The following is a 13,096-nucleotide window of genomic DNA, read 5'->3' as shown; positions in this document are numbered from 1 at the left end:
GCGCTCTACACTGTCCATAGCGAGATCACCTCGGATCGTCCGATAGCTGTAACGTTCGAAGCGGCATGGCGGTACTGAAAGAGTTGTTGCCTGGCTGGTGGACGCACTCGTCGAGCTTGGGCATGAGGTCACCTTGTTCGCGAGCGGCGATTCCAGGACCCGCGCTGCACTTTTTTTCCCGTCTGGCCCAAAGCCCTTCGCCTTGGCGACCACGCTCAGATCCGAATGCGGCTTTGGAGTCCAGTTGGAAGTGGTATTTGCGCTAACCCAGTTCGACGTGATTCACGCCCACATCGACTGGCTACATCTGCCCTTGCTATGCGCGCCAGGAACTTTTGCAGTTCAGGTCCCTTTGTTCAAAGTGGAGATCCCCTCAGCCGGACCGATTCAGTCGTGAGCCTGCTCGATCTTGTTCTCGGCCGGCGCTTGGCCAATAGGGAGTTCAGCGAACGCAAAATCGGAGCGTTCGAAGGGCTTCCCGCAATGGGGCTCGACGGACTCGGCTCGTCCGCTTATGGGCCCGAAGCGGCCCTCACAATTCTCATCCCGCTCGGCGCTGCAGCGACATCCTACATTGGATGGGTCATGGCGCCGATCGTGGCGCTTCTCGGGATATTGTTCGCCTCCTATTGGCAGACCATTCGGGCGTACCCCAACAATGGCGGCGCCTACATCGTCGCAAAAGACAATCTCGGCACCAATGCCAGCTTGCTCGCGGCTGCTGCGCTGATGGTCGACTACGTTCTGAATGTCGCGGTGGGCATCGCAGCTGGCGTGGGCGCGCTGGTTTCGGCTGTGCCGATCCTGCATCCTTACATTCTTCCGTTGTGCCTCGCGATTCTGGCTTTGGTAACGATCGTGAACCTTCGCGGCACACTCGATGCCGGCCGATTGTTTGCCTTGCCGACCTATGTCTTTGTCGCAAGTTTCGGGGTCATTTTAGCGGTTGGCATGTACAAGATGGTTATTTCCGGCGGATCGCCGCAGCCGGTGGTGCCGCCGCCGCCGATCGGGAAAGCGATCGAGGGTGCCAGCCTCTGGTTGCTGTTGCGCGCGTTCGCCAGCGGCTGCACGGCGATGACGGGCGTTGAGGCCGTATCCAACGGCATGACCGCGTTTCGCGAGCCTACGGTGAAATATGGCCATCGGACCTTAACCGCCATCGTCGTGATCCTCGGTATCCTGCTGATCGGGATAGCTCTCCTAGCCCGCGCCTACGGAATCGGTGCCATGGATCAGGAACAAGAAGGTTATCGAAGCGTGCTGTCGCAGCTTGCCGCCGCCGTCGTGGGCGACGGCATCCTGTACTACGTCGCAATCGGCTCCCTCCTGTGCGTGCTGGCCCTTTCCGCGAACACCAGCTTTGTCGATTTTCCCCGTCTTTGCCATGTGGTAGCCGAGGACGGCTTTTTGCCAAAATCCTTCGCGGTCGCAGGCCGTCGCTTGGTGTTTGACATCGGCATCCTCTACCTCGGGTTCACATCAGGGCTTCTCTTGATCCTCTTTGGCGGCATAACGGATCGGCTGATCCCGCTATTTGCCATCGGTGCATTCTTCACGTTCACGATCTCCCAAACCGGGATGGTCTGGCATTGGCGTCGCGCGATCGATCAAGCAGCAGAGTCGAAAGCGCAGCTAAGAGCCCATCTTCTGGTCAATACGGCAGGCGCAGTAACGACGGGCATTGCTCTGACCGTTATTGTTGCCGCGAAGTTCACCGAGGGAGCCTGGATAACGATGTTGGTGCTGCCAATGGTCGTCATCCTGCTTAAGGTGATAAGGGCCTACTACGACGAATTAGCCACTCAGCTCCGCGATCCAACCCCGCTAGATCTCAGCGGATTGGCTCCGCCCATCGTAATCGTTGCGTTTGAGACCTGGAATAAGCTGAGTGACAATGCACTGCAATTTGCGCTGAGCATCTCACCAAACGTGGTTGGCGTTCACCTGATGCAGTTATCAGGCCCGGATACCACGGAAGAGCAGCGCATGATGCGGGAGCAATGGCGGGCAGATGTCGAAGTCCCCGCACAGAAAGTTGGGCTTTTCCCTCCCCGTCTCATTGTACTCCATGCCCAATACCGCACCATTCAGTTACCCATATTGAAAGCGATTGACGAAATCAGGACTCAATTCCCGAGCAGGCGCGTCGCAGTGCTCATTCCCGAGCTCGTCAAGCGGCGCTGGTATCAGCATTTCCTGCATACCCATCGCGCGCTCCGGCTACGTAACCAGTTGATAGCTCTTGGACAAGCCGATCTGACTGTGATCAACGTTCCTTGGCGCTTGGATTCGAACAACGAAGTGCGCGACGTGCCTCGTAGAGGCCACCGGAGGTCCGCCTAAGTTAGTCCTGCTGGGCCGCAGGGATCTTCCCGAACAGCGCTATGCAAGCTGAGAAGGCGGCCGTTGCAACGGAGACGGCATCTGCAGCGCCTTCTTCGCATCCGCTTCATCAGCCTGCCACCATAAAAGCCGCCCCGGTAAAGACCATTGAGGGCTCCAATCGATGTTCCACTGCGTGACACGGCATATCGGGATCGACCGCGTCCATTGCGTTCATGCCGGATGTCCAGAGTCGACGTCCTTCGGCGTCTTCTTCGGCCAACACGCCGACCGAGCTGGGCCATATGGTTGCGGCAGAGGCTAACGATCTGGCGTCTGCATTGAAGCACGCCCGCGCCTCTGAGTTTCATCGCCCTGCTGAACGTTTCACTTGATCGCCACGGCGCTGAAGCGGTGGCGCAGGCTCTTGCGAGAGCCTTCCGCGACCGCCCCCTTCTCAACAAGCCTATCGACCAGCTCGAACGCCGCATTGCGGTTGCTCGGCAAGGCTTGACGCGGAACCGATCCAGACTTTGCGGCGTTACTGCCGCATTGCCATTTTCTTTTTCGGACGCCGAAGATGCCCCGCTACTTCTTCAACGTTTTTTACGGTCGCATAACCACCGATCGAGTCGGTGAGGAATTGCCTGACAGAAACGCCGCCTGGAAAGAGGCCACATCGATGGCCGGTCAAATTTTGCAGGGCATTGATGGCGATCTAGTGCCCGGCCGCGAATGGCGGATGGAGGTGACCGACGAATTTCGAAATACGCTCTTTGTCCTGCGCATTTGCGGAGAGATGCCGAAGTAGCGCTGGTTAAGCATGATCTTGTGGGAATGTCGCTTCAATCGCGCGAAGCTGAGTCATGAGCTCTGCGCCCCAACCTTCCGCCTGCGATCACACGAAAGCGAGGAGCAGACAGCTTGTCAGGCGGGACCCGAACCGGCGTGAACTTTGTATCCATCCGCTGAGCGCGTTTGCAGTTCGGGCAGACAAGAAGGTGGGCGATTATCGAATCCGGAGTATCTCGCAGCAACTCCGAGCGAAACCATCTCATGGTGATCCGGCAATTTTCACACTCGGGGGCTTCGATATCCCCCTGCGCATTCTTCAGCCGATCCATGGCGAGCCCCCTCTGCTCGGGAAACAGTAGCAGGGCCCTTTGGATCGCGAAGTACCAAACGATACGCAACGGCAAATTAGGCACGGAAAAAGCAGCCACCCACGTAGCCGCCACCAAACGTCCTGAGCGGCATTGTCAGCGCGCGTCTCGCCAGACGGCCCCGGCCCGGCGGAGAATTTGGGGTGTGTAGGCCGGGGCCGCTGGGCTTGGTCTCGGTTGCACCAAGCAGACATGAGCCTACTGACTGCTCGAAAGCCTGCTCTGTTCGCTTTCGCACAGTTCCGTTGCCTATTTTTCCCGACCCGATTCACATAGAGCAATGCGATCCGGAAAGCCGGGGGAGATAATCGTCAGACCGGGGCTGGTTGAATAGTTCACGTAGATCGTTTCACCCGGTTCATTTGACCGTGCGCGGGCCGCAGCGATTGACTTCGCTGCGGCCTTCGTCGTCGGGGCGCGTCAGCAATCGCCGATGCTCCGAGCGCCGACGAGGTCCGTACGAGAACAGCCATTTGGCGGCCGTGCGACCACAAGAATCTCGGCCCCTAGACCCGCCGTCCGTCTGATGGCCTTGGGGAGCGCTGAAGTTGAAATTGACCGGTGAACGTCCCTTTGCGACGCCGGAGGCGGCCGCCGCAAAGCTGGTTGAGTTCGCCGCCAGCATTGCACCGGTCCAGGATGGCCACATTCATATCGAGAAAATCAACGCGCCCTTTCTTTATACGCCGAAAGGCACTGGTGCGGAATTTGGCGCCGGCATCCCACCCGTCGAGCGAGGCCGGATGGAGTTGCACGAAAGCGGACCTATGTGCGGCTTAAAACGGAGAGCCAATTGCCAAAGGACGAAATGAACCGAGACGGCTAGTGACTCTCGACGCGCCTGCGATCGATCGCGGCGCGACCTTCAAACACCGCGACGATGATGGCGACAACGGCACCACCGCCAAGCGTCATGATGAGCAGCATTGTCAGCATTCGAATCGCCCCGCTCTTTGACGACATAAAGTACCAAAGTGGACAATTGTTCCACAAGCCTGAACCGACCTTCCCTCAGTGGTCCCTTCAGCAAGGAAAAGGGGGCTCTTCACGGCCGGTGCAATGAGCCCGTCTTGAACCAAATCGCCCATCGCCAGTTACACGCGAAAACCTGGATTGCGGAGTGAGTCATGGGTCTCGAGCGTACACATTCGCCGAAGTATTTTCGTACTCGGGCCGAGGAGTTTCGAACCAAAGCTGACAACGCACAGCATCAGCAAACGAAAGAGGCTCTTCGCCGCGTGGCAAAAACTTCCGACGATCTTGCCCGCCGCGCCGAGCAGATCAGGACGGTGGAAGACGCCGCCGAACAGCCGCCTATCGCCGGAACCAAAAGCTCGTTCTTATTTGGACCTGATACTTCGAACGGACCGTAATATGTGACCAGTGTGTCGAACTGGACGAGAAGATTGCGCGGTTAAAGAAAATTGCTGCGCGCTTAATGAACGAAGCTCTGGCCATCGCCGTGGCCGAGATGGAAGCGAGGAAAGCTGCGCTCCAGGTCAAAGGATAAGGCGAAGTTCTGGCGTCCGCCAAATATACCTCCGGAGTCGCTATGAAGAGCCCCCTGGACCGCCTTGGCCCGGCTCTGAGCGGACGAGCGTATGGTATGCTCGTTCAGCTTGCTCTCTCGTCAAATTAGCTGCGAGTTCGGTGCCGATCAGCGCCGGCCCCTTGCGATCCCGATCGTAAACCATCCAGCCGACGCCTCCCATCCGGACGAGAAACCGGCCAGCCCCCACCCCTCGTTCAGTCACCCCCGCCCTCCTGATCACCACTGCTCGTTCGGCAATAGGCCGCGCTCCCTTCTCGCTTGCATAGGTGAATCGCGGGACGAATAGAACCGCCGAACTCTGTTCCGTGTGGGAACCGTTTTCGAGGGGGCCTTAGCGCACCCGTGAGCCGGCAGTCCAACGGGCTGCTGGCGCCGTCCTGACTTCGTCTACTTCGCCGACAAGCTGGATCTTGTCGCCATCAACGCTCGGTTCGAGCTTGTTCTTGGGAGCCGGCAGGTGCCGATCCGCCGCGAAGAGCAGCGCCAGCAGTAGCCCGCCGACGAAAACGAAGTATCGAATGATCGGCATGGACGGCCGCTCGCAATCGTCGATGTTCAACAATTCGCTGATTGGATCGCGGTGGTCCTGGAGCGACTGCGGCGCGATCTCGTCAAGACTTCGCCGTGCCCGGCTCCGCCATCTTGCGATGTTGCTTGGCCAACACCTCCTTCGGCGTGACGTTAGCCACGGTCGTCAACGCCCTCTGTGGTGGCGAGATCGGTCTGGACGGCTTCTACACTTCCGCCAAGCCTGCGCAGCTCGGTCGCAGCCGTCTCAATTGCGGGCTCGTTCGCAACGATGACAAGATCAAAGCCGTTCTCGACACAGCACCTTGCGAGTTCCAGACCGATTCCGGTGGAAGCTCCGGTCACGACGGCGAACTTGCTGGCGGGCAATCGATCGGCGGACATGGGCGTATCCTCGCGGCTGACCTTGATGACGGCCAATCGCTCGGCGTCCGGCTCGTTCCTATCCGAACGTCCGCAATCAGGCGCGAAGATTTGCGGCTGCAATAGCAACCATCGTTCTATTCTGGACTTAGATGCCTCGTAATTCAGGCGGAGAACGAAAATGAAGGCGCTGGTTTGGCACGGCAAGGAAGACATCCGGTGCGATACCGTTACCGATCCGGAGATCCAGGACCCGCGCGACGCGATCATCAAGGTCACGAGTTGCGCGATCTGCGGCTCAGACCTGCACCTCTTCCACAATTTCATTCCAGGCATGATGCCCGGCGATATCATGGGCCACGAGACCATGGGCGAGGTCGTCGAAGTCGGCCACGGCGTCGACGGCAAATTGAAGAAGGGCGACCGCATCGTTGTCCCCTTCACGATCATTTGCGGCGAATGCGATCAATGCAAACGCGGCAATTTCTCCGTGTGCGAGACCACCAATCGCAAGAAGCACCTGGCCGATAAGGTGTTCGGACATTCGACCGCAGGTCTGTTCGGCTACACTCATTTGACCGGTGGCTATCCCGGCGGACAGGCAGAATATCTGCGCGTACCCTTCGCCGATGCCACGCATATCAACGTTCCCGCAGGCATCCCAGATGAACAGCTGCTGTTTCTCAGCGACATCTTCCCGACCGGCTGGCAGGCCGCCGTACAATGCGACATCGTACCGACAGATACGGTCGCGATCTGGGGGTGTGGTCCGGTCGGACAAATGGCGATCCGCAGCGCAATCCTGCTCGGGGCCAACCAAGTGGTCGCGATCGACTGCCTGCCCGAGCGGCTGTCCATGGCGGAAGCCGCCGGCGCGGCCACGATCAATTTCGAGAACGAGAGCGTTCTGGATCGGCTGAAGGAACTGACCGACGGCAAAGGTCCGGAAAAGTGCATCGATTGCGTCGGGATGGAATCGCATGTGATGGCGTCCTGGCCCGACACCCTGCTCGACCGCGCCAAGCAGATGGTGATGCTGGAGAGCGACCGGCCCCATGTCCTGCGAGAGATGATCTATGTCTGCCGGCCCGGCGGCATCATCTCGGTGCCCGGCGTTTACAGCGGCTTTTCCGACAAGCTTCCGATGGGCGCGTTCATGAACAAGGGTCTGACGATGCGCACCGGGCAGACCCACGTCAACCGCTGGACTGACGATCTGCTTCGCCGCATCGAGGAAGGCGAGATCGATCCGTCATTCGTCATCACCCACACCGTGCCGCTCGAGCAAGGTCCCGAAATGTACCAAATGTTCCGCGACAAGCGAGACTCGTGCGTCAAAGTCGTGCTGAAGCCCTGAAGGAGCAACCATGTTTCATTTCTCCAATGTCGTGCGCTCCAAGGGCGACCCCAAGATCGTTGAAGGCGGACCGAGCCTGAAGCAACCGACAGACCAGCTTGCACGCGCGCTTGGCTGGTTCAGCATTGGCCTCGGCATCACGGAATTCTTCGCGCCCCGACGCGTCACGGAAACGCTCGGGATGGAGGGACACGAGACGATGGTCCGTGCTTTCGGCGTGCGAGAACTCCTCGCCGGCGTCATGTCACTCTCGGTCGATAAGAACGCGGGGCTGTGGGCCCGCGTCGGTGGCGATGGCCTGGACGCGGCTGCGCTCCTTTCGGGCCTGACATCCGATAATCCCAAGAAAGGCAACATCGCGCTGGCGCTCCTCATGGTGGGCGGCATTGCCATGCTCGACTACCGGGCCGCTCAAGATACCAAGCCGCAGCGGCCCCGCCGCATGCGCGGCGCAAGCTGTATCCCAACCGCAGCGGTTTCCCCAAGGGGCTTCAGGCCGCGAAAGGTCGAGCGAAAGAGATGATCCAGCACGCGACGGCCGGTGTCACCTCTTGACCAGGCCGGGATTGCAGACGAGAGACGTCGACGCTCGCACTGAATTGCCGCCGTCGAGCTCGGGCTGATCAGCAGTACTTTCTCCACCATCGTCAGCCAGTTGTTCGCAGCGCGGATCGGCCGCGATGCGGCGGTGGATTGGATGACGGTGGCGACCATTCCGGCTCGCGACTGGGCGCTCAGCTCGGAGCCGTCGTGGAGCGCTGTCCTTTGTCGGCATTCCCTTCCGTCAATGGGCGGACTTTTCCTGGGCGGTATTCTTCTTTGGTGTCCTCGGACGCTGGACCGATCATCTGCGGCCTCCGGTGATTCTGCTTCTGGCGCTACCTTGGGCGATCTTCTCGTCCGGCATGGAATGGTTTGTGCTGGTGCCGCTCTTCCCGTTTTGGCAGCCGCTGTTCACGCTCCTGCAGCCATACTGGATCGGGCTTCTAGTCCACGCTTCATCGGCCCTGATGTATCCCTTCTTCGCTCGGCTGCGGTGGGCACGCGACGCGGCAGCCGCGCGAGATCTGCGGTTTACCGAAGCGTGGCTCGCAGGTGCACTGGCCCTAATGGTAATGCTCGGAATTGTCGCCGTGTTCGGTAGCCATGGATATGAACCGCCGTGGATCGGACGCAACAAGGATGCAGACCAGACCTACATGCGTCATATGACGACGCATCATGCCCAGGTATCGAGCTCGCGCGCATTGCCGCCCGGCGTGCGCAAGCTCGACACCTGCAAAAATTCGCGCTGCTCATGGTGGCAAGCCAGACCGGCGAGAACAGACTCCTTGCAAATTGGTGGCTGAGTTGGTTCGATACTGCGATGCCTGATTGCAGCTCCGACGAGCGCGCTGTCATGCCGGGCTTCCTTACACTGACCGAGATCAAGCTGGTTAAACTTGCGCCGCCCGATCAATTCGACGCGGTCTTCGTGGAGATGATGATCCGACATCACAGGGGAGCGGTCAAAATGGCGGATCAGATGTGGCATAGCCGCGGTGATCCCCGCCTGCGAGTCATGGCCCATGCCATTCGTCATGAGCAGCAGGGCGCGATCGCGTTGATGCACGGCGAGAGCGGCCTTGCCGCAGTCGTGACCGCAACCCGGAACATGCTGGGTGACAACGTCAATTGATCTAAATTCATGACGAAGCGATCGCGGCCCCAGGCTGGCCGACCTCAATAGGAACACCGCCGTTCTCGTGCTGTTTGCCCGCATGTCCCTTTCCGATCCCAAAGGTTGGCTTACGGAGATCGGCGTTGCCACGGCGCGACCAGCGGCGTTCATCCTCTATCTGGTATATGCGGTCTGCTGGGTTACCATGGGAAATGGGCTCGAGTGGCATTCATTGGCGACGCTCGCGACCTGGGGAATGACGCTTCTCATCCAGCGAGCCGAGCATCGCGACACCCAGGCCCTGCACGCCAAGCTCGACGAACTCCTGAAGGTGCATGGCGCAGCGGACAACTCGCTCATGAGAATTGATGAGCAAGACGCCGAAGAAGTCGAGAACGAGCGCTCGCATGTTCAGGGCTTGCGGCAATAGCTGACCGCGACGCCAAACTGTCCCACCTGATCCCTAGCGGTCGCCGTCGGTGTCCAGGAACTGTCCTACCCACGAGACGTGATGGTGTTGATATTTGGATCTTCTGGAGTGGACCGATCCCACCGGCCTTCTCAGCTTCCGAGCGATCGCCGACGTCTTCAAGCCAGCCTCAACCATCTCCCTCAGTTGCTTATCATCGGCCGGTGTCCAAGGCCTGGCCAGTAGTCGTCGGGACATCTCATCACCTTTTTGCCTTGACGCCCTTGGAATGCGTGGAGCACAGCGATCGTTCCTCTCACTAAGACGATTGCAGCGACCGAGCTGCCCCTTCGCCTCGGCCTCGCCACGACAAAGGAAAGCCCGTTCCGTTCCCGGGCATTCGTCGTCGCTACTGCGCAGCAGCTACATAGGAACAACGACAATACACGCCGGTTCGAGAACGGATGTTCCTCGCACCCTAAAGGGAAATCCATGTACCACCACGTCAAGAAACTGATGTTCACCGTTCGTGTCGACGAACCTGATCCCCGGTTCGGCAATATGCTGCTCGAGCAGTTCGGCGGCGCCAATGGCGAGCTTGCCGCCGCCATGCAGTACTCCATACAGGGACTCAATTGCGAGGATCCGGATCGCAAGGATCTCCTGATGGACATCGGCACCGAGGAATTGAGCCATCTCGAAGTCGTCGGCACACTCGCCCGCATGCATCTCAAGCCCTCGAAATTCGATCGCCAGGCTGCCGAAGCCGATCCGCTCATCGCGATCGCGGGAGGCGGTGGCGTGAACCTGTTCAACTCGCAGGGCAATGCCTGGACTGCCGATTACCTCAAGATCACCGGCGAGCTGGATGTCGACCTTCGGAGCAACATTGCCGCGGAGGCGAGAGCCAAAATCGTCTACGAACGGTTGATCAATTTCACCGATGACGCCGGCACCAAGGATGCGCTTCAGTTCCTGATGACCCGCGAGATCACGCACATGAAGGCGTTCTCGTTGGCACTCGAAAGCATGGCAAAGCCGGCATTCAGCATCGGCCGGATCGCGCCGACACCCGGCCTCGTCGATCAGTTCTTCAACGATTCGACGGGAACCGGCGATCACGGCGAGATCGACACGCGCGGGCCGTGGAATGAAGGAGGCGAATGGGTCTTCACCGACTCGCCTGCCATCCAGGCCGGTGAGCCCGGCCCGGCAAACGCGATCGTTACCGAGAGCTCTCCGTCCGTCGACGAAGCCGGTCTTGGCGAACTCCTGATCGACGAGCTCCGCGACATCCTTCACGCAGAAAAACAACTGACGAAAGCGCTGCCCAAGATGGCGGAAGCCGCGCGCTTCGATCAGCTGCGAGAGCTGTTCGAGCAGCATCTCGCCGAGACCGAGGCACAGATCGAGCGGATCAACGAGTGCTTCGAGATGCTCGGAAAGTCCGCACGCGCCAAGCCTTGCAAGGGCATGATGGGCCTAGTCGAGGAAGGTCAGGAAATCATGACCGAAGGCGAAGAGAAGGAAGATGCTGCTGCCGACCTCGCATTGATCGCCGCAGCGCAGCGGGTCGAGCACTATGAGATTGCCGGCTACACCACGGCAAGAAATCTTGCTCAGCAATTGCGCCACAGCGCGATCGTCAGTCTGCTGTCGAAGTCCCTCGCTGAGGAAGAGAACACTGATCAGCTCTTGAACCAGGTCGCTCGTTCGCTGATGTCGGTTGCGAAAATGCCGGCCGCCGTCGAGCAGACGGAATAGACGCTACACCTGTCTTCTGGCTGGCGGGATCTGCCTCCAAGCAAAGGTCCCGTCAGCGGCCATTCCTGTCAAGATGCTGTTGGACGCTCCGGCAGCCGCCCGGAGCTTCACCTGACCCTGCACTTCCATCGCATGTGGGCGTTGCATAACCAGCTATGAATGTGCGCCCATGTGCCAGGATAAAGGAGCTGCGCATCTACTACTCGACAAATGAACGGGCTGTCCCTTTCGGGCGACCGCTAATGCAAGCGCAGGCTTACTTGTTGGATGGGCCCGAACCCGTCGTGACGCTCGGGGCGTTGGTCGGAGTCGTGGTGGTGGTCTGATGACCGACATCGCCTCCATTGTAGAAGAAGACGGCCGCAACGACCGCTACGACGAAGATTGCGCCGACCATCCAGCCGACTGCGCTGCTCTGCCCTGATCGGACAGTGGCGTGGTCGTTTTGATCCATGCTGTTCTCCCGTGACTGCCTCGAAAACCTGTAGCCGGAAGAGACGTTCCTAACGCGGCCTGCTATGCCGCAGTGCGACGGTCCACCGACCGAAGACACACCGTGACGGCGGCAGCCCTGACGGCTGAACGCAGCGCCGGCTGCGTATCGGCTCAAATGAACGGCTTCCCGCCGGTAACAGCGAGAGTGGCTCCCGAGGTGTAGCTCGAGAGGGGATCGGCCAGCATCACATAGGCTGTCGCAAGCTCGGCCGGCTGTCCGGCGCGCTGCATCGGCACCTGCTTGCCGAAATTCTCGACGGAATCCTCGGGCATGGTCGACGGAATGAGCGGCGTCCAGATCGGCCCGGGAGCGACCGCGTTGACCCGGATGCCCTTGCTTGCCAGCATCTGTGCGAGCCCGCCGGTAAAGTTCTGAATGGCCCCTTTGGTCGTGGCATAGGCGAGCAGGCTCGGGTTCGGCATGTCCGAGTTTACGGAAGCGGTATTCACGATAGTCCCGCCAGGCCGCATGTGCGGGACAGCGGCCTTGGCCAAATAGAACATGGCGTGGATGTTCACTTCGAAGGTTCGTTGCCATTCCCTATCGCTGATGTCCTGGATGTCCTTGAACGTCGCCTGATGGGCCGCGTTGTTGACGAGGATGTCGATTCCCCCGAGTTCCTCGACCGCGCGATGGACGATGGAGCGGCAATGATCGGGATTGCTGATGTCGCCGGAAATCAGGACAGCCTTGCGCCCTTCCCGCTCGACCAGCGCCTTGACCTCGGCCGCGTCCGCATCTTCGTTAAGATATGCGATGACGATGTCCGCGCCCTCGCGAGCATAGGCAATGGCGACGGCACGGCCGATGCCGCTATCGCCACCCGTGATGATGGCCTTCTTGCCGGCGAGGCGCCCTGCGCCTCGGTAACTCTCTTCGCCATGATCCGGCCGCGGTCTCATCGCACGGGTCGAACCGGGCATCGGTTGTTGCTGGGCCGGAAATGGAGGTTTGGGATATTCGATCATGGAGCCGCTCCGGAATTTGCTCGGGTAACCAAAGGCGATCACAAGCGTTCCTCGGGGCGATCAGACTCTCTCGCTCCAATGGCGATGTCGCGCGGCAAGAGTCTGCCGATCTCAACTGACGATTAGGGAACGCGCCGCGTCGATGATGTGCACGACTCCGGGCCGCAGCAGCCCGTGCGTGTCCGAAATCGCGCCAATTCTGATCGCAGCCCTCCTGACATCCTGCCGACGGCCCTGCTGCGCTTAGGAACCACCGCACCAGGCTCGCATTGCCCGCATATCTAATCGGAGCGCACAAATGGGCAATAGCGGCGTCGGCATGCTTTTGGGAGACGTCTCGGCCACGGCATTGTGGCTGTGGTTCATCGGCGCCTTTATCCTTGGCGCCGCTATCTGGTATGGCGTCAGACGATCCGGCCATTTGCGCCGAAGTGAGCGCGCGCAACTGGACCGGAACACGGAAGCCGCCCAGCGCCGCGACGATCCGCAAAAGCCCGCGGCACGGTGATCG

14 protein-coding genes and 2 pseudogenes are annotated in these 13,096 nt (G+C 59.9%); 12 read left to right on the top strand and 4 right to left on the bottom strand.

Annotation, left to right across the window (positions count from 1 at the left end):
* The first annotated feature begins 97 nt into the window (after nt 1–97).
* From QA642_RS13855 to QA642_RS13835, 5 genes are all read left to right on the top strand, one after another.
* Nucleotides 98–397, top strand: coding sequence for a hypothetical protein (locus QA642_RS13855; RefSeq protein ID WP_283085150.1), 300 nt, complete (start codon nt 98–100; stop codon nt 395–397).
* Nucleotides 394–2,346 carry an APC family permease gene (locus QA642_RS13850; RefSeq protein ID WP_283085149.1) on the top strand — a complete coding sequence of 651 codons (1,953 nt, stop codon included), beginning with the start codon at nt 394–396 and terminating at the stop codon, nt 2,344–2,346. The genes QA642_RS13855 and QA642_RS13850 overlap by 4 nt, the downstream gene beginning before the upstream one ends.
* Nucleotides 2,347–2,905: 559 nt before the next feature.
* Nucleotides 2,906–3,136 carry a hypothetical protein gene (locus tag QA642_RS13845; RefSeq protein ID WP_283085148.1) on the top strand — a complete coding sequence of 77 codons (231 nt, stop codon included), beginning with the start codon at nt 2,906–2,908 and terminating at the stop codon, nt 3,134–3,136.
* Between the two features lie 900 nt (nt 3,137–4,036).
* Nucleotides 4,037–4,300 carry a hypothetical protein gene (locus tag QA642_RS13840; RefSeq protein WP_283085147.1) on the top strand — a complete coding sequence of 88 codons (264 nt, stop codon included), beginning with the start codon at nt 4,037–4,039 and terminating at the stop codon, nt 4,298–4,300.
* Between the two features lie 315 nt (nt 4,301–4,615).
* A complete protein-coding gene (locus tag QA642_RS13835; RefSeq protein ID WP_283085146.1) occupies nt 4,616–4,861 on the top strand; it encodes a hypothetical protein in 246 nt (81 codons plus the stop codon).
* A gap of 510 nt (nt 4,862–5,371) precedes the next feature.
* Here the strand turns inward: QA642_RS13835 and QA642_RS13830 are convergent.
* Together QA642_RS13830 and QA642_RS13825 are read right to left on the bottom strand one after the other, a co-directional pair.
* A complete protein-coding gene (locus QA642_RS13830; RefSeq protein WP_283085145.1) occupies nt 5,372–5,599 on the bottom strand; it encodes a hypothetical protein in 228 nt (75 codons plus the stop codon).
* 134 nt (nt 5,600–5,733) lie between these two features.
* Nucleotides 5,734–5,952 (bottom strand): annotated as a pseudogene (locus QA642_RS13825) (SDR family NAD(P)-dependent oxidoreductase); the annotation flags it as partial.
* 160 nt (nt 5,953–6,112) lie between these two features.
* Between QA642_RS13825 and QA642_RS13820 the strand changes: the two are divergent.
* The 6 genes and pseudogenes from QA642_RS13820 (at nt 6,113) to QA642_RS13795 (ending at nt 11,121) form a co-directional block, all read left to right on the top strand.
* Nucleotides 6,113–7,288: a zinc-dependent alcohol dehydrogenase gene (locus tag QA642_RS13820; protein ID WP_283085144.1), complete on the top strand. Its 1,176-nt coding sequence runs from the start codon at nt 6,113–6,115 to the stop codon at nt 7,286–7,288.
* Nucleotides 7,289–7,298: 10 nt separating this feature from the next.
* Nucleotides 7,299–7,843: pseudogene (locus QA642_RS13815) on the top strand (hypothetical protein).
* A gap of 305 nt (nt 7,844–8,148) precedes the next feature.
* Nucleotides 8,149–8,637 (top strand): hypothetical protein, encoded by a 489-nt coding sequence (locus QA642_RS13810; RefSeq protein WP_283087168.1) that lies wholly within the window; start codon nt 8,149–8,151, stop codon nt 8,635–8,637.
* The gene (locus QA642_RS13805) at nt 8,520–8,966 is read left to right on the top strand and encodes a DUF305 domain-containing protein (protein WP_283086884.1); all 447 of its coding nucleotides are present in this window, start codon (nt 8,520–8,522) and stop codon (nt 8,964–8,966) included. Before QA642_RS13810 ends, QA642_RS13805 begins: the two co-directional genes overlap by 118 nt.
* A 67-nt stretch (nt 8,967–9,033) precedes the next feature.
* Complete coding sequence (locus QA642_RS13800) at nt 9,034–9,378, top strand: low affinity iron permease family protein (RefSeq protein ID WP_283085143.1); 345 nt, start codon at nt 9,034–9,036, stop codon at nt 9,376–9,378.
* A gap of 471 nt (nt 9,379–9,849) precedes the next feature.
* On the top strand, nt 9,850–11,121 hold the full coding sequence (locus tag QA642_RS13795) for a DUF892 family protein (protein ID WP_283085142.1): 1,272 nt from the start codon (nt 9,850–9,852) through the stop codon (nt 11,119–11,121).
* 256 nt (nt 11,122–11,377) lie between these two features.
* Here QA642_RS13795 and QA642_RS13790 read toward each other — a convergent pair whose 3' ends face one another.
* Nucleotides 11,378–11,575 (bottom strand): hypothetical protein, encoded by a 198-nt coding sequence (locus QA642_RS13790; RefSeq protein ID WP_283085141.1) that lies wholly within the window; start codon nt 11,573–11,575, stop codon nt 11,378–11,380.
* Nucleotides 11,576–11,727: 152 nt separating this feature from the next.
* On the bottom strand, nt 11,728–12,585 hold the full coding sequence (locus tag QA642_RS13785; RefSeq protein WP_283085140.1) for an SDR family oxidoreductase: 858 nt from the start codon (nt 12,583–12,585) through the stop codon (nt 11,728–11,730).
* A gap of 298 nt (nt 12,586–12,883) precedes the next feature.
* Here QA642_RS13785 and QA642_RS13780 point away from each other — a divergent pair, with 298 nt between their 5' ends.
* Entirely contained in the window at nt 12,884–13,093 is a 210-nt protein-coding gene (locus QA642_RS13780; RefSeq protein WP_283085139.1) for a hypothetical protein, read from the top strand.
* Nucleotides 13,094–13,096: the final 3 nt, after the last annotated feature.

Source organism: Bradyrhizobium sp. CB2312, assembly GCF_029714425.1.
In the GTDB taxonomy this organism is placed as follows: domain Bacteria; phylum Pseudomonadota; class Alphaproteobacteria; order Rhizobiales; family Xanthobacteraceae; genus Bradyrhizobium.
This window is presented reverse-complemented; position numbering and strand designations above follow the sequence as displayed.

What these genes read in the sequence shown, in the direction of transcription:
- QA642_RS13795 (WP_283085142.1), top strand. Translation starts at nt 9,850, where the DNA reads ATGTACCACCACGTCAAGAAACTGATGTTCACCGTTCGTGTCGACGAA.
- QA642_RS13785 (WP_283085140.1), bottom strand. Translation starts at nt 12,585, where the DNA reads ATGATCGAATATCCCAAACCTCCATTTCCGGCCCAGCAACAACCGATG.
- QA642_RS13845 (WP_283085148.1), top strand. Translation starts at nt 2,906, where the DNA reads ATGCCCCGCTACTTCTTCAACGTTTTTTACGGTCGCATAACCACCGAT.
- QA642_RS13780 (WP_283085139.1), top strand. Translation starts at nt 12,884, where the DNA reads ATGGGCAATAGCGGCGTCGGCATGCTTTTGGGAGACGTCTCGGCCACG.
- QA642_RS13835 (WP_283085146.1), top strand. Translation starts at nt 4,616, where the DNA reads ATGGGTCTCGAGCGTACACATTCGCCGAAGTATTTTCGTACTCGGGCC.
- QA642_RS13820 (WP_283085144.1), top strand. Translation starts at nt 6,113, where the DNA reads ATGAAGGCGCTGGTTTGGCACGGCAAGGAAGACATCCGGTGCGATACC.
- QA642_RS13790 (WP_283085141.1), bottom strand. Translation starts at nt 11,575, where the DNA reads ATGGATCAAAACGACCACGCCACTGTCCGATCAGGGCAGAGCAGCGCA.